A 19,634-nucleotide genomic window follows, 5' to 3' on the forward strand; every position below is an offset into this window, starting at 1 on the left:
TTTTCCCCGCCGTGCAGGCAGAGCCGTACGGCTCGGTCGGCCGGAGCCGAGGGCCCGGATCGTTCGGGACCTTCATCCCTTACCGGATCTTTCCGACATCTCTGGCTATAGCGACAAGCAGTGACTAAAGCTCCACAAGTAATGACTTCTGGCACCGTTCGACCGCTGACGGCCGCGATCGGATGGAGCTGCAAAGACCACCGAAGAGGACGGAGGGAATCAATGAGCGCATCGACCCGTAAGGAGACCAGGGGGCTGATTCCGGAGATCTTCGACTGGCTCGAGGCACCGTTGGCCGGGCTGCGCCCGGTGATGGGGCAGATGATCCGGTTCGAGGACTACGTCAAGGACGGCCGGTACGTGCTCCGTGCCGAGCTGCCCGGCATCGACCCCGACAAGGATGTCGAGATCACCCTGACCGAGGGCGTTCTGACCATCCGCGCCGAGCGGCACCACGAAGAGAAGGAAGCACACCGCAGCGAGTTCCGCTACGGCGCGTTCACCCGCTCCATCACGCTGCCCGCCGGGGCAGACGCCAAGGACGTCAAGGCCACCTACGACCAGGGGATCCTCGAGGTCAGCGTGAAGCTCTCCGAGCACAAGCCGGAGGGCACCCGCATTCTGGTCAGCAAGCCGGACACCAGGAAGGGCTGATGACCGGAGCCGATAACCACAGCGTGCGGGCCCGCTCATCCCCAAGAGGAGCGGGCCCGCACGCTGTCCGGGAAAGCCCGGGAAAACCTTCCGGGCCGGTGGGAGGAAGCACTACCGGACTGCAGATGGCGCGTGCACCGATGGGTCTCGTCCATGCCCTCATCGTCCGGGCGGGTGCCGGAGTGCGGGACAGGGCGGAACGCCCCGTGAACGGGGGACCCCCTGCCCCGGCGGTACGGCCGTTCGGCCGCCGGAGACCCACCGAGACATGAGCTCGGGCGGGGTCTTGTGATCTGTGACGCCTCACCGGGCCCGGGCGGCGCCGGTCGGTGATCGCCCGGTGGCGGCCGTGGGCGGACCACCGCTCAGCGCGACCAGCGCCCGTGCCTGCCTGGCGTCCCGCAGCCGCACCAGCGACTCCCGTTCCAGGAACCGCACCCAGGCGCCGGTGAGTCCCAGCTGCTCGGCGATCTGCCGGGGCGTGTGGACGAACCCGTCCTGCATGCCGTACCGCAGGCGCATGATCAGTGCCTGGCGGGGCGCCAGCGTGTCGTCGACCAGCGACCGCACCCCGTCCGCCAGTCCACGCCGCTCCACGGCCTCCTCCACAGAGGACCCCTCCCCGTCCACGACGAGCTCGCCGAGACGCGTCTGCTCCTCGTCACCCACCAAGATGTCCAGGCTGACCGGCTCCGGCGGCAGCCGTTTGACGGCGGCCACTTTTTCGACCGGTTGCCCGGCCCCGGCCGCCAGCTCCTCGAGGCTCGGATCGCGTCCCAGGTCCGCCGCCAGTTCGCCTTCGATGCGGCCAAGCCGGGCGATGTCATCTATGACGCGCGTCGGCAGCCGGATCATCCGGCCCTTCTCGGCCAGCCCCCGCTGGATCGCCTGGCGGATCCACCACATCGCACAGGTGGAGAACTTGCAGCCTCTGGTGTGGTCGAATCTATCAACCGCCCGGATCAGCCCGATGTTGCCCTCCTGGATAACGTCGAGCAGCGGCAGGCCCCGGTGGGCGTAGCGTTTCGCGACCGACACGACCAGGCGCAGGTTGGCGCGGATCATGCGGTCTCTGGCCTCGGCTCCGTCGCCCGCCACGGCCTCCAGTTCGGCCCGCCGCACCTGCGGCAGCTCCGGATCGGTGTCGAGCAGGTGCCGGGCGTGGAGTCCCGCCTCGATCCGCTTACCGAGCTCGACCTCTTCCTCGGCTGTCAGCAGCGGTATCCGGCCGATCTGCTTCAGATACCGGCCGAGTGGATCAGTCGCGTACGGCTCCGCCCTCGGTGTCTTCTCCACTGTCACCGTACTCATCACTGCCTCCCCCTGCCACGTCACGTTCCTCCATGACCCGAGACGGAGGATCTTCGATGAAGATCTCCCGATCTCGGGAGAAGTGCCCTCACTCCCGGCGCGAGCTCACCGGTGTCGCCAGATGGGCTGGAGCGCGAGGGGATCTTGTGCCAGGACGGAGTCGTCGTGCTCGTAGGTGAGCCGGGAGACCACGTCCACGACGCCGTCGACGGACAGGGTGAGCCGTTCGGCGAAGGGGATCAGACTCTTGAGCTCGATCTGGCCCTCCAGGGTCACCACGCCGTCGCGCACGTCGACCGAGACCTTGCGGGGGTCTTCCCACAACGTCCGGACGACGACTTCATCGATCACCTTCCGGCGGATCTGATCGTCAGGGGCGAGGAACATCTTCAGCAGGTCGGCGCGGCTGACGATGCCGACCAGGCGCCCCGCCTCATCCACCACCGGCAACCGCTTGACGCCATGCTCGGCGATCAGCCGAGAGGCAGCCGGGATCACGGTGTCCGGCGCGACCGTCATCACGGGCGTGGTCATCAGTTCCGCCGCCGTGTCACCGCGCGCCTTCCGCCGGGTCAGGCGATCGCGCCGATGCTCGAAGAGGCGATGCCGCTCTTCGGGAGCGTCCTTGAACTCCTCTTTCCTGAGCAGGTCGGCCTCGGTGACGATGCCCACCACGTGCCCGGCGTCGTCGACCACCGGAGCGCCGCTGACCGCCCGGTCGGCGAACGCGGCGACGATGTCCTTGAACGGGGTCTGCGCGGTCACGGTCAGCACGTCTTTGGTCATGACGTCGGCGACCGTCGGCCGGTACGACTTTGCTGTCATCGTCGGATCCCTCCTCCTTTTCCGCACCATCAGTCAAGTCCCGGCCGCTTGCCGGCGGCAGGGCTGTTGGGCTGTCGGCTGCGGGACTTACGGCTCTGTCCGGCGTGATGCCGCCTTGACAGCCTGCGACCGAGGTGGCCAGCCGCCGCCGGCCCGGCTACGGGAGGTTCGTTTATATGAGATAACCACCTTACTTTACATTGTAGATTTTTAATTTTCCCCAAGGACAGTCGGCCCGAGGATGAGGACCTTCGCCCGTGTACGGGCCCCCAAGGCGGTGATGCGCTGAAAGGCGATCCCCATCAGAGGAGGCGGTGACCATGGGTACCACCGCACAACGGCGATGGAGCGCGGCCGGCGGCCTGATCGCCGTCGCGGCCGGAGCCGCGGCGACGCTTTTCGAGCGGGGCGGGGTGAACCCGGACGATCCGGCCGATCAGATCACCGCCTTCTTCACCGCCAACGGATCGGCGCTGCTGACCCAGAGCGCGCTGTTCGTGATCGGCGCGGCGGCGCTGCTGTGGTTCATCGCCGGCTTGCGCGCTTTCCTGGGCGCGGCCGAGGGCGGCTCGCAGTGGCTGGCCACGCTGGCCTTCGGCGCGGGCATCGCCCAAATCGCGGCCAATCTCACTGCTCAGACCTTCCAGATCGGGCTGGCCACAGCGCCCCCGGAGCAGGTGTCAGGCGCCCTGGTGGCGCTGACGAATGCCGCCTTCGCCCTGGCCAACGCGCCGACGGCCGTGATGCTCGCGGCCGTCGCCGTAGTGTCGCTGCGCCACCGGGCCTTCCCGGGCTGGCTGGGCCGGCTGGCCGCCGCGGCGGCCGGAGCGTATGTGATCCTGTCGGTCAGCGCCGTCGCGCCCGACGGCCCGCTGGCACCCGGCGGCGCGCTGAGCTACCTGTTGTATCCCGCGCTCGTCATCTGGCTGGTGCCCGCCGCCATCACAATGATCGCGCGAGGTGACCGGGTCGCAGAGCCGACCGGTGGCGGGGCCGCAGCCGAATGACCGCCTGCTTCGAACTGACGGTCCCGGCGGCCACCGCGGCGGTGCCGCACCCGGCCGCCCCCTTCAGCGATGGTGACGGTGTCGTCGAGGTAGACCTCCTGTACGGCGTTCAGCAGCCGGACGCCCTCGGTCATCGGCCGCTGGAAGGACTCGCGTCCGACGATCAGGCCCATGCCGCCCGCCCGCTTGTTGATCACCGCGGTCCGCACGGCCTGCGCCAGATCATCCTGGCCCGAGGACGCGCCTCCGGAATCGATCGGTCCGACCCGGCCCATGAAGCAGTTGGCGACCTGCCGGCGGGTCAGGTCGATCGGGTGGTCACCGGTCAGCTCGCCGTACACCAGGTCGCTGCTGTGGTAGCCGACATCGTCCTTGCGGAATGCCTCGTTGCGCAGGTCGACCCACAGCAGAAAAGCCTGTCTTTCGTCCCGTCGGCCAAGGACATTCGCCGCGTTCACCCGCCGTCACGCCGCAGCAGTATGGAGGTAGAGCACCAGAGCAGGACATGATCAGCGAGAAGAGATGATCACCGTGCTCACCACCCGCACCCTCGTCGCCACCACCGTTCTGGCCGCCGGCACGGCCGGGCTGCTGGCCGCCGGCACGGCCGGGCTGCTGCCCGCCGTATCGGCCCAGGCCGCCTCGGCCCCCGCTCCGCTGTGGGCGACGGCGACGCGGCAGTCCACACAGCAGACCGCACAACCGATCGTCCCGACGCTCATCGACGTGCGCGCCGCCCACCATCCGGGCCTGGACCGGCTGGTCTTCCACTTCCGCGGACCCGTGCCCGCCCAGTACGGCGCGCGCTACGTCAAGCAGCTCATCGCCGACCCGTCCGGCAAGGTTGTGCGCACCGTCGGCGACGCCCTGCTGCAGGTCCGCTTCGCCAAGGCCACCGGACACGACGGCAACGGCACCGCTTACGGGCCGGCCCGGCGCACCTACCCCCTGCCCGGCGTGATCCAGGTCGTCTCCACCGGTGACGACGAGGCGGTGCTGTCCTTCGGGGTCGGGCTCGCCAGGCGCACGCCGTATCGGGTCTACACCCTCACCCGGCCCAGCCGGGTGGTCCTCGACATCAGCACGCCGTACCGGACCGTCAAGGTGCGCGACTACTTCCTCAACAGCCGCAACTTCAACGCCGGACGGGAGCCGTACACCGCCGCCGTGCTCCGGCCGGTGATCCCGCCGAGCACCGCCTACGGCGCGCTGCAGCGCCTGTTCGCCGGGCCGACCCCGGCCGAACGCGCCCAGGGTCTGCGCTTCGTCAGCTCCCGGGCCACCGGCTTCAGCAAGCTGACCATCACCGAGGGCGTCGCCCGGGTCTATCTGACCGGCCGGTGCAGCAGCGGCGGCTCCACCTTCACCATCGCCAACGAGATCGTCCCGACGCTCAAGCAGTTCCCCTCGGTCAAGTGGGTGAAGATCTACAACGCGCTCGGCCAGACCGAACGGCCCAGTGGTCCGTCCGATTCCATCCCCCAGTGCCTGGAGCCGTGAACCGAGCCCGTACGGAGGAGCCGCACGAGACAATCTCCAAGTCCACCGGCCCGGCACGGTGACGCCGCGCCCCAGGGCCGCCAGGAAGACATCCTCGGCGATCTCCTGCGGCCGGCCGTATCTTCTCGGTTCTCGCCCCATCGGCGCCGCACCCCTTTCCCCGGACGTCACGGCCCCGCCGTGCGGGGCCACCGCCTTGATCTCCATACGGCCCCGTCGTGATCCCCCAGGCCCGGCGCGGGCCGCGCCGCCGCTCCGACCACCACCGCGGCACCCGCGACGACGGCACGGGTCACGCTCTCCCCGCCGGCGAACCCCGGGGCGGGCGCGTCCTGCAGGAGCGTCGCGGTCACCAGCTCACGAACGCCGGGGCCGACCCGCTCGGTGGCTCTCCGCCTGAAGGCCGGTTCCGATGTCCGGCCTTCAATATCCGGCGACGGCGACAAGCCCGGCAGGGCCGTCCGGGGCGGGCGAACCGGGACCTTCGACCCTTACCGCTCCCGATCCCTCAGCGGCCTCGGACTCCTATCGGGCTTCGGCAGGCCGCCGCAGGAGCCGCAGCATCGCCAGCCCGGTCAGGGCCGCGGCGGTGGCCGCCATGAGCAGGGCGCCGATCATCCAGGCGACGGCCACCGCGGGCCCGACCAGCGCCGACACCGAGAAACCGAGGACCTCTCCTGCGGTCACCGCGACCACCCAGCGCCGCCACAACCTCCGGCCCGCAGGCCACCGCCGCGGGGCATCCGCGGGGTCGAGGCGCACGGTGACGGCGACGGCCTCCCGCACCGGCATGAGCTCCTTCTCCCTGCCGACACTCCGCCCGATGGCGGCCAGCGCCGTACGGACCTGCTCGGGATCACAGCTGACGGCCGCCTGTCCGGTGTGCTCCACCCCGCGCAGGGTGAGCCGGAGCGCGGCACCGCCCTCGAGGTTGCGCCACCAGATCCGCGAGCGCCTGCTGACCAGGGTGAGGATGTCGCCGTCCTGGGCGTACTGGACCGGCACCGTGATGGCGGCGCCACTGCGGCGGCCGGTGAGCGTCAGCAGCACGACCCACCGGGACAGCAGGTCGTGCCAGGGGGTACGCAGCAGGTGCCGTATCACCGGGTTGACCAGGCGCGTCTGCATCCGGTGCGGGCGGCGGGCGTGTGGCGCCGCGGTCTCAGCCATGATCATCACCTCAGGGGCAATCAGGAGTGACGGGTGCCCGCGGGCTGTTCCGCCGGTGACGGCTCGGGAGCCGGTCGGGACCACGCGGCGTCCGCACGCCCCGGACGGCGGCCCGGCAGCAGGTAGAGAATCGGGCCGACCGGCAGGACTCACCAGAGTCCATGGTCCGGGCCAAAGGCCTCTTCGCCCGTTCATCCGGCGTCTGCGGCCCGTGATCCCGCAGGAGGGGACGCCGTCGCGGACGGGTCAGGCGCGAGGCGGTGAGCCGCTTGATGACCAGAGCCATGCCACCGACCAAAACGGCCACCGCGGCGATCAGCGGGACCAGGAGATCCTGGTGCTGTCTGGCCGCGCTCCCGGCGACGGAACCGATCACCAGGTAGACCGTCACCCAGACGGCGGCCCCGGTCATCGCCCAGCCGATGAAGCACCGGTACGGCACGGCCAGCGTGCCGGCCGGCAGCGAGCCCTCCATCGCCAGGAGAGCCAGGAGGGAGACGCCCACCACCCAGGGGCCCTGCCCGGCCGGCAGGTCGTTCAGCGCGCTCAGCATGCTTTCCTCCTCTTCCTGCCGCCCGGCGGTGCGGGCCGTACCCGGATGGGCAGGCGGCTCCGCCGGACCGGATCGGGGAACGACGTCGTCATACGGCGGCGGCCTCGACGCCGGGCAGGAGCAACGCCTCCTCACGCAGCACGACGGCGACCGCGTCGCCGTCTACGGTCTCGTGTTCGATCAGGAGCGCGGCCAGCGGATCCTGCGCCTGCTCACCGAGATAGTCCGGGGTGGTGCCGCCGTAGCCGACCGGGCCGAGCGCGGGTGACAGGCCGAAGTCGCGGATCATGCGGGTGGCGATCCGGGTGGCACCGGCCAGGTCGTCGGCCGCGCCGGTACGGGCGAGCCCGCCGGGTCCAGCAGAGCCATGAGCTCCTCCAGCGCCTCCTTCAGGTAGCCGGCGATGGCCCACACGTCGGGCACCATGTCCCGGCAGGCGACGATCCCGATGTCGAGACGGCCGTCATAGGAGAACACCGTGATGTTGAGCCCGCCGCTGACGCCGGTCACCACCGAGACCGGATAATGCGCCAGCAGACGCGCTCCGGTGACGAACAGCGGCACCTGCGGGCCGGGGACGTTCGACACGATCAGGTTCATCGGCGGGGCGGCCTGCCCGAGCAGGGCGAATGCGGCCCGGTCGGCCAGGCCGGTCAGCGCGGCGGGCAGACTCTCGGTGAACTCCCGCAGCCAGCTTGCCGGTACGGGGTCGGCGTGCGTCTTGAGCCGTTTCATGGACGCGTGCACCTCTTCGAGACGCCGCCCAGCCTCGGCGACGTGCGTCGGCAACGGCACGGTCATGATCGTGACCTGGTTACCGTGCTCCGCACCGTCGGGCCCGCGCAGCGAGAAGGGCACGCCCGCGATCAGCGGCTCGGCGGGGAGCGCGTCGTGGACGACCAGCCACCGCCGGAGCGCGCCGGACGCCAGCGTCATGACCACGTCGTTGACCGTGACGCCGAAGGCGTTCTTGACCCGTTTGACGTCGTCGAGAGAGCTCGGCGAAGGCGAAACGGCGGTGGGCGGAGACCGCCCCGCTCAGCGGTGTGCGCGGGGCGGGCGGGTGCGGCAGCTCTCAACCGCTGGCGCAGCTGCTCGATGCGGCCCGTCCGGTCCTTCAGCAGCACGAGCAGCTCGTCCCGGGACACCTCGCGTCCCAGGATCGCCAGCCCGGCGACGCTGGCCACGTCCGCCGCCGTCTCGAAGCCCAGGAACTGGCTGTCCAGCGCGCTCAGCTGACGCATCACGACCTCCCCGGCCGGACCCTCCGATGCGGTTCACCAGGGGTCTGCTTCGTGTCCCGCCGGAATGTTCCGCAAGCCCTCGTACGCGTCGCGCGCGGAGAGCTTTCCGTCGATGACGTGCTGGATGGTGTGGCAGATCGGCAGGGGCAGCCCGTGCCGATCGCCGAGCTCGACGGCCACCCCGGCGGTCCTGACGCCTTCGGCGACCGAGCACATCGCGCCGAGAACGTCGTCGAGCCTGTGGCCCCGTCCCAGCCGCTCCCCGACGTGCCGGTTACGGCTCTGCGGGCTCATGCAGGTGGCCAGCAGATCGCCCATCCCGGTGAGTCCGGCGAAGGTGGTGCTCTCGCCGCCCATCGCCGTGCCCAGCTGGGTGATCTCCGCCAGGCCCCGGGTGATGACCGCGGCGCGGGTGTTGTCCCCCACGCCGAGGCCTTCGGCCATTCCGGCCGCGATCGCCACGACGTTCTTGAGCGCACCGCCGATCTCACAGCCGATCACATCGTGGTTGACGTACACCCGGAGCAGTCCCCGGTGCAGCACCTCCTGCAGGGCGGTGGCGACCGTGAGGTCCTCGGTGGCCACGACGGTCGCCGCGGCCTTGCCGGAGAGGATCTCCTTGGCCAGGTTGGGGCCGGTCAGTGCCGCTGCCGGGTGCCCCGGCAGCAGCTCTCGGATGATTTCGGTCATCCGCAGCAGCGTCCCCTGCTCCAGTCCTTTGGACAGGCTGATCACCGGGATCCAGGGCGGGACATGGGGGCACGCCCGGCGCAGGACGTCGCGGAACCCGTGGGAGGGCACCGCGATGATGAGCAGTTGCGCCGTTTCCGTGGCCGTCTTGAGGTCCGCCGTAGCCACCAGGCGCTCCGGCAGGGAGAATCCTGCCAGATACAACGGGTTGACGTGCATGTCGTTGATCTGTTGTGCGAGGCCGGGCTCGCGGGCCCACACCGTCGTGTCATGGCGTTTGGCCACCAGTGACGCCACCGTGGTCCCCCAGGAGCCGGCCCCGACGACCGTGACCTTCATGACCCGCTCCCTCCCACATCGCCTCAGCGCGCTAACGAGATGAGGTCCTGCGGCCGAGCACCAGGTAGGAGATCGGCCCGAAGGGCTGGACGATCAGGAACGGCCACCACAGCGGCTTGCGTCCCCTGATCTGCCCGGCGGGCCGGCGCCACAGGTCGGCGGCCGCCGTAGCGGTGAGTGAGAGCTCGATGGAGGCCAGCGCGAGGATCACGGTGCGCTGCCGGTCGGAAAACTCGCTCCAGCGCCGGTGCGAACGTGTCGGTGTCATGGTTACTCCTCCGTCGGCAGGGCCACGGGGTCGATGCGGAACAGCGCGGTGCGCACCTCGCCCGGCTCATCGGTGGTGTCAACGCGGCCGGCCACGGCCTTCAGCACGTCCACGGTGGTGATCATCCCGATCAGGCGGCCACGATCGTCGAGGACCGGCACCGCGTCGCAGGCGGCATCCAGCATCGCTCCGGCCACCTCGGAAAGGCGATGATCCGGGCGGGCGCGCGGCGTCCGGTGCCGGCCGAGCAGGTCGCGGACCGGGCGGTGGGACTGCTGGGCGGGGCCGCCGGACCAGCTGTCGGACACGTCCTGGCGGGTGAGGATGCCCAGCAGCCGGCCGTGGGCGTCGAGCACCGGCAGATGGTGGACCTCCGCCCGGCGCATCAGCTCCCAGGCCATCAGCGGCGACTCCTCGGGAGGGATCGTGACCAGAACACGGCTCATCACCTGCCCGGCGGTCAGCGCCTCGGTGGTCGGGGTCTTGGCGTTCATCGTTCCTCCTTGCGGGGCCGTACCACCGCGACCGGGCAGTGCGCGCGGTGCAGCACACCGTGACTGACCGAGCCCAGCACGGCTGAGCTGAATCCACCCAGCCCACGCGAGCCGACCACCACCAGGTCCGCCCGGCGTGATTCCTCGGACAGCACGTGGATCGGGTGGTCGCAGACGGCCGACTCCTCCACCTCGACGTCCGGGTACTTCTCCCGCCAGGGCGCCAGGTACTGCCGGGCCACGGCGGCCTCGTCCTGGAAGACCCGCTCCACGACCGGGCTGCAGCCCAGGGCGTACGGCGAGCTCATCGGCATCTGCCAGGCGTAGACGGCCCGCAGCCGGGCTCCGCGCCGCCGGGCCTGAGTGAAGGCGTACTCCAGTGCGGCCTCCGAATGCTCCGAGCCGTCGAAGCCGACGGCGATCACACCGTGCACGCTCCGAGCCACCGTACGCACCACCACGACCGGACCGGCGGCGTGCCCGGCCAGCGCCAGGCCCACCGAGCCGAGCACCAGCCCGGAAAAGCCGCCCAGCCCTCTGCTGCCGATCACCAGTTCGTCGGCTCCTTCGGACTCGGCCCTGAGCCGCTCGACCACCGCCCCGGTGGCCAGACTGGTGGTGATCTCGGTGGCGGAGGCATGCTCCCGGGCCCGTCGCACGGCCGCCTCCAGCGTCTGCGGGCCGTATCCGGCCGCCGAGTCGTCGACCGTTCCGGCTCGGAAGAAGGGAGCGGCGACGGTCCATGGCTCACGCACATTCACAATCTTCAGTGCCGCGCCGCGGCACGCGGCCTCCTCGCTCGCCCAATCCAGCGCCGCCGTCGCGGGGGCGGACCCGTCGACGCCGACGACGATCAGTCCGGTCACGGCCGGCCTCCCTTCCGAAAAGGGCCGGTGTCCTTACGTCTCCATCGCACACGTCCATCGCACACGCGCGCGCGGGTTCCGTCACCGGCCGAAGGTCATCTCCTGCAGGGACCAACGCCTCCCAGGGGTGATCCCACAGGTGCGGCCGGCGGGCGGGACACCCGCTCAGCGCCGCACACCAGGATCGTGTGACGGGGCCGGGTGGATACGGAAGACCGGATGGTGCGGGGCCACGGCCTCGAAGGACTCCAGTGGCGCACGCCGGCTGACCGGGATGTGCGGGCGGGCGCCCGGGGCCAGGGCGAGATAGCGGCGCAGGATCGGGGCGCGCTGCGCCACCGCGACCTCCTGCAGCAGGACCGGGCGGCGGCCGCCGCGGCGCAGGACCGCGCGACCGCCGGCGGCGCGGACGTTGCGGACCCAGTTCGCCTCCTCGCCCAGCATCGAGACCAGGTACTCGCCGCCGTCGTGGTCGGCCACGACCACGGGCACCGCGACCGTCCGGCCGCTGGTGCGGCCGGGCACCTCCAGGACTGCGGCGCGGCGGGGCACGAGCCGGCCCCAGGCGAACTGGAGCACATCCAGCCGGATCAGGGCCCGTGCCAGCCTGCCGGGGCGGCCGTGGCGGTACATCCACCGCTTGAGCGCGTACAACGGGGCGCTGACGTGGATCGGCATCGGCCCTCTCCTTCCTTTTTCAGCCCTGCCAGAGGGTGTGGTGGGACCACACCGCCTGCAGCGCCTGGACCAGGGTGGTGGCGGTGAAGATCCACACGGCGATGACCGCGGCGCTCAGCACGCCGGAGGCGACGATGGCCCCCGTGCCGCGCTCGCGGCCGGGTGCCAGAGCGCGCCGGACGACGACCAGCACGGTCACCGCCAGGACGAAGCAGGAGACCGCCAGGGCGTCGCCCTGATGGGCGTGGGAGAGGACGGTCGGCGGCAGTTGCCGCCCCGCCCGGCGCGCCGTTGCCGTCAACTCCTCGTACAGCGCGGAGCCGGCCTGCTCGGCCCAGAGGGCCGCGGCCAGGTTCAGCACGCCGGCGGCCACCAGGGGCAGGCGCAGGCCGCGCCGTACCGCGGGACGCCAGGCGTAGAGGAGGGCCAGCAGAGCCGTCAGCGGGGCGGTGACGATCACCAGATGACCGGCGAGGACGTGGACCGGCATGGTCGGGAACCTCCAGGAGAACGGGACCGGAGACAGCATCTTCCCTTTTGGCACACTCTGTCAATAAGTCGCTGCCCGCCAAGATGACATGGCTTGATAGCCTGGAGTGATGGCACTGCCCCTTCGCGAGCGCAACCGGCTGGCCGCGCGACCTGCCCTGAAGCCCGGCCGCCGCCTCCTGCGGCACAGCGCGAAAGCGACACGAGGAGAGCGACGGTTCGGATCGACGCCGGGTCGGGATCCGGCGGCCTCACCGCGCACCGTTGGCAGCGCATCAATGCCGGTTGCTTCACCTGCTCGCATCCGATGCGGCCCCGGTCTTCCCCCGCTGTCCACCGGGGAGCGGCCGGAGGGCTCCTCAGACCCATCGTCACCGGTGAGACCTCAAGACCGCTTCCCTGGTCAGCCAGACTTTCCGGACATGACTGACCGGCGGGCGTTCACCGCACCCGCCGGTCCTCCGTACCGGCATGATCACCTCCGTGCCGGCTGCTCCGGCTCGATGACCTCGTGCACATCACGCCCGGACGGCGGAGCGCCGGGGATGCCGAGCGCGTGCCGCAGCGTCGAGATGAGCCACAGTGCGATCGTGGCGTAGAACAGCACCGCCAGCGCGACCTCGCTGGCGGCGACCAGCCCGATGATCCCGGCCACCAGCGCCGTGACGCCGAGCAGGCTCGCGACCACGGTGAACAGCCGCGTCGCCGGTGTCCGCTCACCGCCGTACAGCTCATCGGCCGCGCTGAGCGCGCACCCGCCGACCAGACCGAGTACCAGAATGGTCGCGGTGGCGCCCCGCACGCCGGAGATGACCGGCAGATCCGCTCCCTGCAGGAACGCCGCGTAGACCGCGACGTTGACACCCGCGACCGCGGTGGCGACCGCGTCCTTCCAGGTCAGCCTCATCATGCTCACCCCCTCTCATCTTCCCGAGGGTCCTCTCGCTGATGAGGTCCCTGCCTTCAGAGTCCCGCCGGGCATGGGGTGCGGGCAGTGCCGTAGGTCCCTCATATCGCGATGTCGGTCACACGTGCGCGGGCACAGCCGTGCCCCACGCGGGTGATCCGTCCTCACACCGCCCGGCCATGCGGGTCCATCGGCGTGCCGGTTCGGGACTTTCGGCCGGTGGGAGGGGGCACGGCCGGGTGGTGCGCTGGCAGGGTAAGCCGTTTCCTCGGTGTCTCCCGGAAAGGAGCCGGGATCATGAACGCCTACCCCATACGGGTGCGCGCACGCCTGGACGAGCCGCTGAACCGGGGGCTGTGGCTGGTCAAATGGCTGCTGGCCGTCCCGCACTACCTCGTCCTGGCACTGCTGTGGATCGCCTTCACCGTCCTGACGGTGATCGCCTTCTTCGCCATCCTGTTCACCGGCCGCTACCCGCGGCCGATCTTCGAATTCAACCTCGGCGTGCTGCGCTGGACCTGGCGCGTGGCCTACTACAGCTACGGCGCCCTGGGCACCGACCGCTATCCGCCCTTCACCCTCGGCCCGGCCCCGCACTATCCGGCCACCCTTGAGATCGACTATCCGGCCCGGCTCTCCCGCGGCCTGGTCCTGATCAAATGGTGGCTGCTGGCCATCCCGCACTATCTCGTCGTCGGGCTGTTCACCAGCGGCAGCGCCGTCACCTGGCGCGGCGACCTGCCCGATGCCACCGGCGGCCTGCTGTACACCCTGGACTGGGGTGGCCTGAGCGGCCTGCTGGTCCTCATCGCCGCCCTCATCGTGCTGTTCACCGGCCGCTACCCGCGCGGCGTGTTCGACTTCGTCCTGGGCATGAACCGCTGGGCGCTGCGCGTGGCCGCCTACGCCACGCTGATGACCGACGCCTACCCGCCCTTCCGCCTGGATGCGGGCGGGGACGACCCTGCGGGGCGACGGCTTCCGGGTGAGGAAGCCGGTGCCGTACCGGAGGAGGAGTGGGCCGGCGCCGTGCCTGCGGGCGGGCAACGGCAGTACGCCGGTGCAGGAGCCTCCCCGGACCTGCCACCGGCCTATTCCTCCGTTCCCCCGCCGCCGCATGCTTCCGGTTCCCTGCCGCCACAGCACCACGGGTGGTCGGCCGGGGCGATCGCCTCCATCCTGCTGGGCTCCCTGCTCGTGTTCTCCGGGCTGGGCACCGGGGCCGTCGGAATCGGCGCCGCGGTGCTCGACTCCGCGCGCGGGCCCGGCGGTTTCATCAGCACCGACACCGAGCGGGCCGGCACACCCGCCTACGCGCTCGTCTCCGAGGAGTTCGAGATCGCGGGACAGGGCGTCGGGTTCCTGCGCGACGCCGTCGGCCGGCTCCGCATCCAGGTCACCGGGACGGGTGAACCGCTGTTCGCCGGGATCGCCCCGCAGCATGAGGCCGAGGAGTATCTGGGGAACGTCGCCCATGACCGGGTGACGCACCTGGCCTTCTCCCCCGGCACGGGCGGCGACGTCCGCTACGTCCATATCCCGGGCGGGGCTCCCGCCTCCACTCCCGGTGCTCAGAAGTTCTGGGCCGCCCAGGCCAGCGGACCCGGACGGCAGATGCTGAGCTGGGACATCCAGCCGGGTGACTGGGCCATCGTCATCATGAACGCCGATGCCTCTGCCGCGGTGGCCGCCGACATCCGGGTAGGGGCCACGCTGCCCGGATTGGACGCCCTGGTCCTGGGACTGTTCATCGCCACGGCAGTGCTGCTCCTGATCGGCTTCGGGCTGATCGTGCTGGGCATCCGCCTGGCCGCCGTCACATCCCCGCCCGTGCGCACCGGCCCCCCGCCGGTCGTCACCAGGACGGGGTGAACCACCGTCCGCAGGACCGGCGCTCACGCGGTTCCCACAGGTCCTGCGGAACAGCCGGCGACGATGCGGCCGGGACGTGATCCCGGCCGCATCGTCGCCGGCTGTTCCAGCGGCCGTATCGCCGGCTCTCACTCGCCGGAAGGTCGCCGGGGCGGGACGACCACCAGCGGGCAGTACGCATGATGCAGCAGCGAGTGGCTGACCGATCCGAGCAACAGCCCTTTCAGATCTCCGCGCCCGCGGGACCCCACCACCAGCAGGCCCGTCCCGGCCGACGCCTCCTTGAGGGCGTCCACCGGGTGGCCGTTGACGGCCTGCGCGGTGACCTTGACGTCGGGATGGCGCTCGCCCCAGCCGGCCAGCGCCTCGGCCAGCACCCGCTGCTCGCCGCCCTGGCGTTCCCCTGCCGATGTCAGCAGGCCGGGCGCGCCCTCGATGACGGGCCCGCTCCAGGCGTGCACCGCCCGCAGTTCGGCCCCGCGCCGCGACGCCTCGGCGAAGGCGAAGGCCAGGGCCTGCGCCCCGGCGGGCGAGCCGTCGACCCCGACCACCACCGGCCCACCCCATGCCGCCCCGGGTGCGTCCTGGCCGGTAGGCGTGGCGCGGATCACGGCCACCGGGCAGGAGGTGTGGCCGGCCACACCCAGGGCCACCGAGCCCACCAGCATGCCCAGGAAACCGCCCAGCCCGTGGCTGCCGACCACCAGCAGTTCCGCGTCCTCGGCGGCCCCGATGAGGCCGAGGCGCGGATCGCCCGGCAGCAGCAGCGACTCCACCCCGACCGCGCGGCCCTCGGCCTGAGCCCGTTGCACGCCTTGGGCCAGTGTGTCGGTGGCGCCGCCGCGCATCCACCGGCCCACCTCGGCATGCGGCGCGTCCTCGGGCATCTCGAACGCCCAGGCCGGCATGATGTGCACCACGCGCAACCCGACGCCGCGCAGCTCGGCCTCCCGTACCGCCCAGCCCACCGCCTCCAGGGCGGCATGCGAGCCGTCGACCCCTACAATGATCATGTCGTCCTCCGGTCGTTCACAGGGCCGCGAACGCGGCGTCCCGGTCCTGCCTGGTCACCACGCGGGCATCGGGTCCGGGGAACACGAGGCTCTCGCGCTCATCGTCCACCCAGCGCACCATGTAGGGCGGGGAGCCGTCGGGGTGCCGCAACTGCGTGATCACCCCGATCCGGCGGACGTCGCCGCCGTGGGTGCCCCCGACGATCAGCCTGTCGCCCACCGTCGCTTTCATCGCGAGCTCCTCTCCTGCATCGTCATCCGCCGGGCGTGACCGGCCGGTGGATCATCCGAGGGGACTACGCCGTACGACGTCGCACAGCGCCTCCCGCCTTCACCCTCATCCTTCAGCGGGTCCCATCTCCATCACAGAGGCGACCGAAGGAGATATCCGGGCACAAAGACCCTGTCTTCGCTATTTCCCACTGTTTCTGGGAGCGGATTGACACACCGGGTTTCTATTCATCCGGGGGCACGAGGGCTAGCGTCGGAGCCATGATTCGCGTGTTCCTCGTGGACGACCACGAGGTGGTGCGGCGCGGCGTGGCCGCACTGCTCGACTCCGAAGACGACATCGAGGTCGTCGGCGAGGCCGGGGGCGCCGAGTCGGCCATCGCCCGCATCCCGGCCTTGAGGCCCGACGTCGCCGTGCTGGACGTGCGCCTGCCCGACGGCAGCGGCGTGAACGTCTGCCGGGAGGTGCGCTCCCGCCTGTCTTCGGTGGCCTGTTTGATGCGGCCCGTCGGCGACCAGGCGCGCGGCGGCCTCGGCTGAGGTGAGCCCCGCTCCGGCAGAGGACACGGTGGTCATGCCTCCCACCCTCGCCGAAGTCATCCGGGCCTCGTAGAGCCGTGCGCCCCACCCCCCTCGGGGGCCTTCGGCCTCCGGTCGCACCCGTGCCGTACGACGTGACAATCACCTGCAAGCCGCTCCCGTGGCCAGGTTGCCCGGCCTTACGGGACCCGCGCGGCTGACGGACCAAAGTCCCGGCCACCGGTGACCGCACGGCCCTGCCGGAACCCCGTGCGCGCCGATCAGCATGGCGGTGAGAGCCCTCGACGAAAGCGGTGCGCCATGACTGCCATGACCGACCCACGGCGATCCTCCACCGCGTCCGCCGATGCGGCCCGCGATGAGTACGATGTCCTGCTCCGTGACGGCGGCATCGCCCACGTGCGCCCGCTGCACCCCGATGATCGGGACGCGCTGCACGACATGGCCGACCGGATCTCGGAACGCTCGTCCTATCTGCGGTTCTTCACCGGCGGCACGAAGCCCGCCCACCAGTACGTAGAGCAGATCACCGGCCCCGGCTACCGGGGCCGCGCCCTGGTGGCACTGGCAGGCGGGCGGGTGGCGGGGATCGCCGAGTACTTCCCGGACGCCGAGGGCAAGCGGGCCGAGATGGCCGTCCTGCTCGATGACACCGCGCAGAGCCACGGCCTGGGCACGCTGTTGCTGGAGCATCTGGCGCTGGATGCGGCCGAGCACGACGTATGCGAGCTGACCGGTGACGTGCTCCCTGACAACATGGCCATGATCCACGTGCTGCGTGACATCGGTATGGAGGTGAAGCTGCGCTTCGACAGCGGCGTCGTGCGCCTGAGCATCGCACTGTCGCCGCCCGCGCCCGGTCTGCAGGCGCGCGTCGACGCGCGTGATCACGAGGCCGAGCGCGCGTCGCTGACCCGCCTGCTCTCGCCCCGTTCCGTGGCGGTGATCGGCGCGAGCCGCGACCCGGCCTCGATCGGCCACCGGGTGCTGCGCAACCTGATCGACGGCGGCTTCCCCGGGCCGATCTATCCGGTCGACCCGAAAGCCGGGCGGGTGGCGGGGCTGACCGCCCACCCCTCGGTCCGGGATGTGCCCGGCCCGGTGGAGCTGGCCGTGGTGGCCGTTCCGGCGCGGCACGTCCCGGACGTCGCCCGGGACTGCGCCGAGGCGGGTGTGGCCGGGCTGGTGGTCCTCACCGCGGGCTTCGCCGAGAGCGGGAATCCCGACGCCGAGAAGGAGCTGCTGCGCATCTGCCGCCGGGCGGGCATGCGGCTGGTCGGCCCGAACTGCCTGGGCATCGCCGACACGCCGGCCGATCTCAACGCCACCTTCCTCGGGCAGACACCCGCTCCCGGCCGGATCGGCGTGATGTCGCAGTCCGGCGCGGTCGCGGCCGGCCTCGTCGATAGGCTCGGCACCCTCGGGCTGGGCGTGTCCTCATTCGTCTCGGTCGGCAACAAGGCCGACGTCAGCGGCAACGACCTGCTGGAGTACTGGGAGGACGACGGGGCCACCGATGTCATCGCGCTGTATCTGGAATCGTTCGGCAACCCCCGCAAGTTCGCCCGGATCGCCCGCCGGGTCGGCACCCGCAAGCCGATCCTGCTGATCAAGAGCGGCCGGTCGGCCTCCGGCGACCGCGCGGTGCGCTCGCACACCGCCGCCGCCGCAACCCCGGACATCGCCGTCGACACCCTGGTCCGCGCCTCCGGCGTGATCCGCCTGGACGGCGTCGCCGAGTTGCTCGGCACCGCGCTGCTGCTGACCACCCAGCCCCTGCCGCGCGGCCCGCGCGTCGCCATCGTCGGCAACTCCGGCGGGCCGGAGGCGATGGCCGCCGACGCCTGCGAACGGCAGGGGCTGACCGTGCCCGAGCTGTCCGAACCGGTCAGGACCCGGCTCGCCAGGCGGATGCGCGCCTCGGCGGCGCTGGGCAACCCCGTCGACCTGACCGCGGCCGCCGACGCCCGCGAGTTCGGCTTCGCGATCAAAACGGTTCTCGGCGATCCCGGCGTCGACGCCGTCCTGGTCGTCTGCACCCCGCCGTTCGGCTCCGGCCCGGAGCAGACCGGCAAGGCGATCGCCACCGCCGCGCAACACGCGGGCAAGCCGGTGCTGGCCTGCCTGGTCGGGCACGATGGACTCATGAGCGGCCGGATTCCCGGCTACGCCTTCCCCGAGCAGGCCGTGGCGGCGCTGGCCCGCGCCGCGCGAACGCTCGTCCGTGCGGAGCTGGCGCGGCACCCGCAGGGCTGCCGGCTGACTCCGCAGGCGGCGGCCGGGCTGCTGCGCTGCTACGGCCTGAACGTGGTCGAGTCCGTCGAGGCAGACGATCCGGACAGCGCCGCCGCAGCCGCCGCGCGCATCGCGGGCCCCGTCGCGCTCAAGGCGACCGGACCGGCGCTGGTCCACAAGAGCGACGTCGGCGGCGTGCGCCTCGGTCTGAACGGTCCCGGGGAGGTGCAGCGGGCCTACCGGGAGATGGCCGAGGCCATCGGCCCGGCGATGACCGGTGTGATCGTGCAGCCCCTGCTGACCGGCGGCGTGGAGACCATCGTCGGCGGCGTGAACTACCCCGCCTTCGGGCCGCTGGTCATGGCCGGCATGGGCGGCGTGGCCGCCGACCTGCTCGCCGACCGCGCCTTCCGGGTGCCGCCGCTCACCCCGGCCGCCGCCACCGAGATGATCAAAGAGCTGCGCTGCTCGCCCCTGTTGTACGGCTACCGCGGCCGGCCTTCGGTGGACGCCACAGCAGAGACGCCCACGAAACGATGATCACACCGACGGGCCCGCTCAGCCCGCTCACTCATCTCGCATCTCAGGAACGGGCAAGGGGGCCCATCAGGTGGACACCGGTCATACGCGGTGAGCGGACCACTACCACGTGCACGCTCACCGAGCCGAGCCCTCGCGGCGTGGCGGCCAGGGCCGGTCGGCCCATGACTGCGGGCCCATCGGCCGTATCCCCCTGCCGTCCCGGCAT

22 protein-coding genes and 1 pseudogene are annotated in these 19,634 nt (G+C 71.3%); 6 read left to right on the forward strand and 17 right to left on the reverse strand.

The genetic code is table 11. The features are described from left to right. Positions 1-222: 222 nt before the first annotated feature. Positions 223-654, forward strand: coding sequence for an Hsp20/alpha crystallin family protein (locus Pta02_RS39610; RefSeq protein WP_203880195.1), 432 nt, complete (start codon positions 223-225; stop codon positions 652-654). 303 nt (positions 655-957) lie between these two features. Here the strand turns inward: Pta02_RS39610 and Pta02_RS39615 are convergent, their stop codons facing one another. Both Pta02_RS39615 and Pta02_RS39620 read right to left on the reverse strand, forming a co-directional pair. Further along, positions 958-1,965, reverse strand: a complete 1,008-nt coding sequence (locus Pta02_RS39615; protein WP_203880196.1) for a sigma-70 family RNA polymerase sigma factor — start codon at positions 1,963-1,965, stop codon at positions 958-960. Between the two features lie 105 nt (positions 1,966-2,070). Continuing rightward, positions 2,071-2,790 (reverse strand): CBS domain-containing protein, encoded by a 720-nt coding sequence (locus Pta02_RS39620; protein WP_203880197.1) that lies wholly within the window; start codon positions 2,788-2,790, stop codon positions 2,071-2,073. Between the two features lie 320 nt (positions 2,791-3,110). On the opposite strand from Pta02_RS39620, the gene Pta02_RS39625 reads away from it, so the two are divergent. Continuing rightward, positions 3,111-3,797: a DUF4386 family protein gene (locus tag Pta02_RS39625; RefSeq protein ID WP_203880198.1), complete on the forward strand. Its 687-nt coding sequence runs from the start codon at positions 3,111-3,113 to the stop codon at positions 3,795-3,797. Here the strand turns inward: Pta02_RS39625 and Pta02_RS42420 are convergent. Beyond that, positions 3,686-4,072, reverse strand: a complete 387-nt coding sequence (locus Pta02_RS42420; protein ID WP_373872440.1) for a beta/alpha barrel domain-containing protein — start codon at positions 4,070-4,072, stop codon at positions 3,686-3,688. The two genes, Pta02_RS39625 and Pta02_RS42420, sit on opposite strands and share 112 nt — an antisense overlap. Before the next feature lie 247 nt (positions 4,073-4,319). On the opposite strand from Pta02_RS42420, the gene Pta02_RS39635 reads away from it, so the two are divergent. Then, a complete protein-coding gene (locus Pta02_RS39635) occupies positions 4,320-5,297 on the forward strand; it encodes a GerMN domain-containing protein (RefSeq protein ID WP_203880200.1) in 978 nt (325 codons plus the stop codon). Between the two features lie 525 nt (positions 5,298-5,822). Here Pta02_RS39635 and Pta02_RS39640 read toward each other — a convergent pair. The 12 genes from Pta02_RS39640 to Pta02_RS39695 form a co-directional block, all read right to left on the reverse strand. After that, the gene (locus Pta02_RS39640) at positions 5,823-6,467 is read right to left on the reverse strand and encodes a nitroreductase/quinone reductase family protein (protein WP_203880201.1); all 645 of its coding nucleotides are present in this window, start codon (positions 6,465-6,467) and stop codon (positions 5,823-5,825) included. Positions 6,468-6,477: 10 nt separating this feature from the next. Further along, the gene (locus Pta02_RS39645; protein WP_203880202.1) at positions 6,478-7,020 is read right to left on the reverse strand and encodes a DedA family protein; all 543 of its coding nucleotides are present in this window, start codon (positions 7,018-7,020) and stop codon (positions 6,478-6,480) included. A gap of 88 nt (positions 7,021-7,108) precedes the next feature. Next, entirely contained in the window at positions 7,109-7,309 is a 201-nt protein-coding gene (locus Pta02_RS39650; protein ID WP_203880203.1) for a hypothetical protein, read from the reverse strand. Continuing rightward, entirely contained in the window at positions 7,306-7,956 is a 651-nt protein-coding gene (locus Pta02_RS39655) for a WS/DGAT domain-containing protein (RefSeq protein WP_203880204.1), read from the reverse strand. The genes Pta02_RS39650 and Pta02_RS39655 overlap by 4 nt, the downstream gene beginning before the upstream one ends. Next, complete coding sequence (locus Pta02_RS39660; protein ID WP_203880205.1) at positions 7,953-8,264, reverse strand: hypothetical protein; 312 nt, start codon at positions 8,262-8,264, stop codon at positions 7,953-7,955. The genes Pta02_RS39655 and Pta02_RS39660 overlap by 4 nt, the downstream gene beginning before the upstream one ends. Positions 8,265-8,297: 33 nt before the next feature. Continuing rightward, on the reverse strand, positions 8,298-9,293 hold the full coding sequence (locus Pta02_RS39665) for an NAD(P)H-dependent glycerol-3-phosphate dehydrogenase (protein WP_203880206.1): 996 nt from the start codon (positions 9,291-9,293) through the stop codon (positions 8,298-8,300). 31 nt (positions 9,294-9,324) lie between these two features. Beyond that, the gene (locus Pta02_RS39670; RefSeq protein ID WP_203880207.1) at positions 9,325-9,561 is read right to left on the reverse strand and encodes a PLDc N-terminal domain-containing protein; all 237 of its coding nucleotides are present in this window, start codon (positions 9,559-9,561) and stop codon (positions 9,325-9,327) included. Between the two features lie 2 nt (positions 9,562-9,563). Then, positions 9,564-10,055, reverse strand: a complete 492-nt coding sequence (locus tag Pta02_RS39675; protein ID WP_203880208.1) for a CBS domain-containing protein — start codon at positions 10,053-10,055, stop codon at positions 9,564-9,566. Then, positions 10,052-10,921 (reverse strand): universal stress protein, encoded by an 870-nt coding sequence (locus Pta02_RS39680; RefSeq protein WP_203880209.1) that lies wholly within the window; start codon positions 10,919-10,921, stop codon positions 10,052-10,054. Before Pta02_RS39680 ends, Pta02_RS39675 begins: the two co-directional genes overlap by 4 nt. A 165-nt stretch (positions 10,922-11,086) precedes the next feature. Continuing rightward, positions 11,087-11,599 carry a nitroreductase/quinone reductase family protein gene (locus tag Pta02_RS39685; RefSeq protein WP_203880210.1) on the reverse strand — a complete coding sequence of 171 codons (513 nt, stop codon included), beginning with the start codon at positions 11,597-11,599 and terminating at the stop codon, positions 11,087-11,089. Between the two features lie 19 nt (positions 11,600-11,618). Continuing rightward, entirely contained in the window at positions 11,619-12,089 is a 471-nt protein-coding gene (locus Pta02_RS39690; protein WP_203880211.1) for a hypothetical protein, read from the reverse strand. 474 nt (positions 12,090-12,563) lie between these two features. Continuing rightward, positions 12,564-13,004, reverse strand: a complete 441-nt coding sequence (locus Pta02_RS39695) for a hypothetical protein (RefSeq protein WP_203880212.1) — start codon at positions 13,002-13,004, stop codon at positions 12,564-12,566. Positions 13,005-13,292: 288 nt separating this feature from the next. Here Pta02_RS39695 and Pta02_RS42235 point away from each other — a divergent pair, with 288 nt between their 5' ends. Further along, entirely contained in the window at positions 13,293-14,867 is a 1,575-nt protein-coding gene (locus tag Pta02_RS42235) for a DUF4389 domain-containing protein (protein WP_203880213.1), read from the forward strand. 128 nt (positions 14,868-14,995) lie between these two features. On the opposite strand, the gene Pta02_RS39705 is transcribed toward Pta02_RS42235, so the two are convergent. Next, on the reverse strand, positions 14,996-15,880 hold the full coding sequence (locus Pta02_RS39705) for a universal stress protein (protein WP_203880214.1): 885 nt from the start codon (positions 15,878-15,880) through the stop codon (positions 14,996-14,998). A 16-nt stretch (positions 15,881-15,896) separates the two neighbouring features. Beyond that, positions 15,897-16,112: a DUF1918 domain-containing protein gene (locus Pta02_RS39710; protein ID WP_203880215.1), complete on the reverse strand. Its 216-nt coding sequence runs from the start codon at positions 16,110-16,112 to the stop codon at positions 15,897-15,899. A gap of 260 nt (positions 16,113-16,372) precedes the next feature. On the opposite strand from Pta02_RS39710, the pseudogene Pta02_RS39715 reads away from it, so the two are divergent. Together Pta02_RS39715 and Pta02_RS39720 are read left to right on the forward strand one after the other, a co-directional pair. Beyond that, positions 16,373-16,612 (forward strand): annotated as a pseudogene (locus tag Pta02_RS39715) (response regulator); the annotation flags it as partial. A 348-nt stretch (positions 16,613-16,960) separates the two neighbouring features. Continuing rightward, complete coding sequence (locus tag Pta02_RS39720; RefSeq protein WP_203880216.1) at positions 16,961-19,426, forward strand: bifunctional acetate--CoA ligase family protein/GNAT family N-acetyltransferase; 2,466 nt, start codon at positions 16,961-16,963, stop codon at positions 19,424-19,426. The last annotated feature ends 208 nt before the right edge of the window (positions 19,427-19,634 follow it).

The sequence above is a fragment of the Paraplanobispora takensis genome, assembly GCF_016863195.1.
Classification (GTDB): domain Bacteria; phylum Actinomycetota; class Actinomycetes; order Streptosporangiales; family Streptosporangiaceae; genus Planobispora; species Planobispora takensis.

What these genes read in the sequence shown, in the direction of transcription:
- Pta02_RS42420 (WP_373872440.1), bottom strand. Translation starts at nt 4,072, where the DNA reads ATGGGCCGGGTCGGACCGATCGATTCCGGAGGCGCGTCCTCGGGCCAG.
- Pta02_RS39650 (WP_203880203.1), bottom strand. Translation starts at nt 7,309, where the DNA reads ATGATCCGCGACTTCGGCCTGTCACCCGCGCTCGGCCCGGTCGGCTAC.
- Pta02_RS39670 (WP_203880207.1), bottom strand. Translation starts at nt 9,561, where the DNA reads ATGACACCGACACGTTCGCACCGGCGCTGGAGCGAGTTTTCCGACCGG.
- Pta02_RS39705 (WP_203880214.1), bottom strand. Translation starts at nt 15,880, where the DNA reads ATGATCATTGTAGGGGTCGACGGCTCGCATGCCGCCCTGGAGGCGGTG.
- Pta02_RS39615 (WP_203880196.1), bottom strand. Translation starts at nt 1,965, where the DNA reads ATGAGTACGGTGACAGTGGAGAAGACACCGAGGGCGGAGCCGTACGCG.
- Pta02_RS39655 (WP_203880204.1), bottom strand. Translation starts at nt 7,956, where the DNA reads ATGACGCTGGCGTCCGGCGCGCTCCGGCGGTGGCTGGTCGTCCACGAC.
- Pta02_RS39610 (WP_203880195.1), top strand. Translation starts at nt 223, where the DNA reads ATGAGCGCATCGACCCGTAAGGAGACCAGGGGGCTGATTCCGGAGATC.
- Pta02_RS39645 (WP_203880202.1), bottom strand. Translation starts at nt 7,020, where the DNA reads ATGCTGAGCGCGCTGAACGACCTGCCGGCCGGGCAGGGCCCCTGGGTG.
- Pta02_RS39635 (WP_203880200.1), top strand. Translation starts at nt 4,320, where the DNA reads ATGATCACCGTGCTCACCACCCGCACCCTCGTCGCCACCACCGTTCTG.
- Pta02_RS39620 (WP_203880197.1), bottom strand. Translation starts at nt 2,790, where the DNA reads ATGACAGCAAAGTCGTACCGGCCGACGGTCGCCGACGTCATGACCAAA.
- Pta02_RS39685 (WP_203880210.1), bottom strand. Translation starts at nt 11,599, where the DNA reads ATGCCGATCCACGTCAGCGCCCCGTTGTACGCGCTCAAGCGGTGGATG.
- Pta02_RS42235 (WP_203880213.1), top strand. Translation starts at nt 13,293, where the DNA reads ATGAACGCCTACCCCATACGGGTGCGCGCACGCCTGGACGAGCCGCTG.
- Pta02_RS39690 (WP_203880211.1), bottom strand. Translation starts at nt 12,089, where the DNA reads ATGCCGGTCCACGTCCTCGCCGGTCATCTGGTGATCGTCACCGCCCCG.
- Pta02_RS39710 (WP_203880215.1), bottom strand. Translation starts at nt 16,112, where the DNA reads ATGAAAGCGACGGTGGGCGACAGGCTGATCGTCGGGGGCACCCACGGC.
- Pta02_RS39625 (WP_203880198.1), top strand. Translation starts at nt 3,111, where the DNA reads ATGGGTACCACCGCACAACGGCGATGGAGCGCGGCCGGCGGCCTGATC.
- Pta02_RS39665 (WP_203880206.1), bottom strand. Translation starts at nt 9,293, where the DNA reads ATGAAGGTCACGGTCGTCGGGGCCGGCTCCTGGGGGACCACGGTGGCG.
- Pta02_RS39675 (WP_203880208.1), bottom strand. Translation starts at nt 10,055, where the DNA reads ATGAACGCCAAGACCCCGACCACCGAGGCGCTGACCGCCGGGCAGGTG.
- Pta02_RS39660 (WP_203880205.1), bottom strand. Translation starts at nt 8,264, where the DNA reads ATGCGTCAGCTGAGCGCGCTGGACAGCCAGTTCCTGGGCTTCGAGACG.
- Pta02_RS39720 (WP_203880216.1), top strand. Translation starts at nt 16,961, where the DNA reads ATGACCGACCCACGGCGATCCTCCACCGCGTCCGCCGATGCGGCCCGC.
- Pta02_RS39640 (WP_203880201.1), bottom strand. Translation starts at nt 6,467, where the DNA reads ATGGCTGAGACCGCGGCGCCACACGCCCGCCGCCCGCACCGGATGCAG.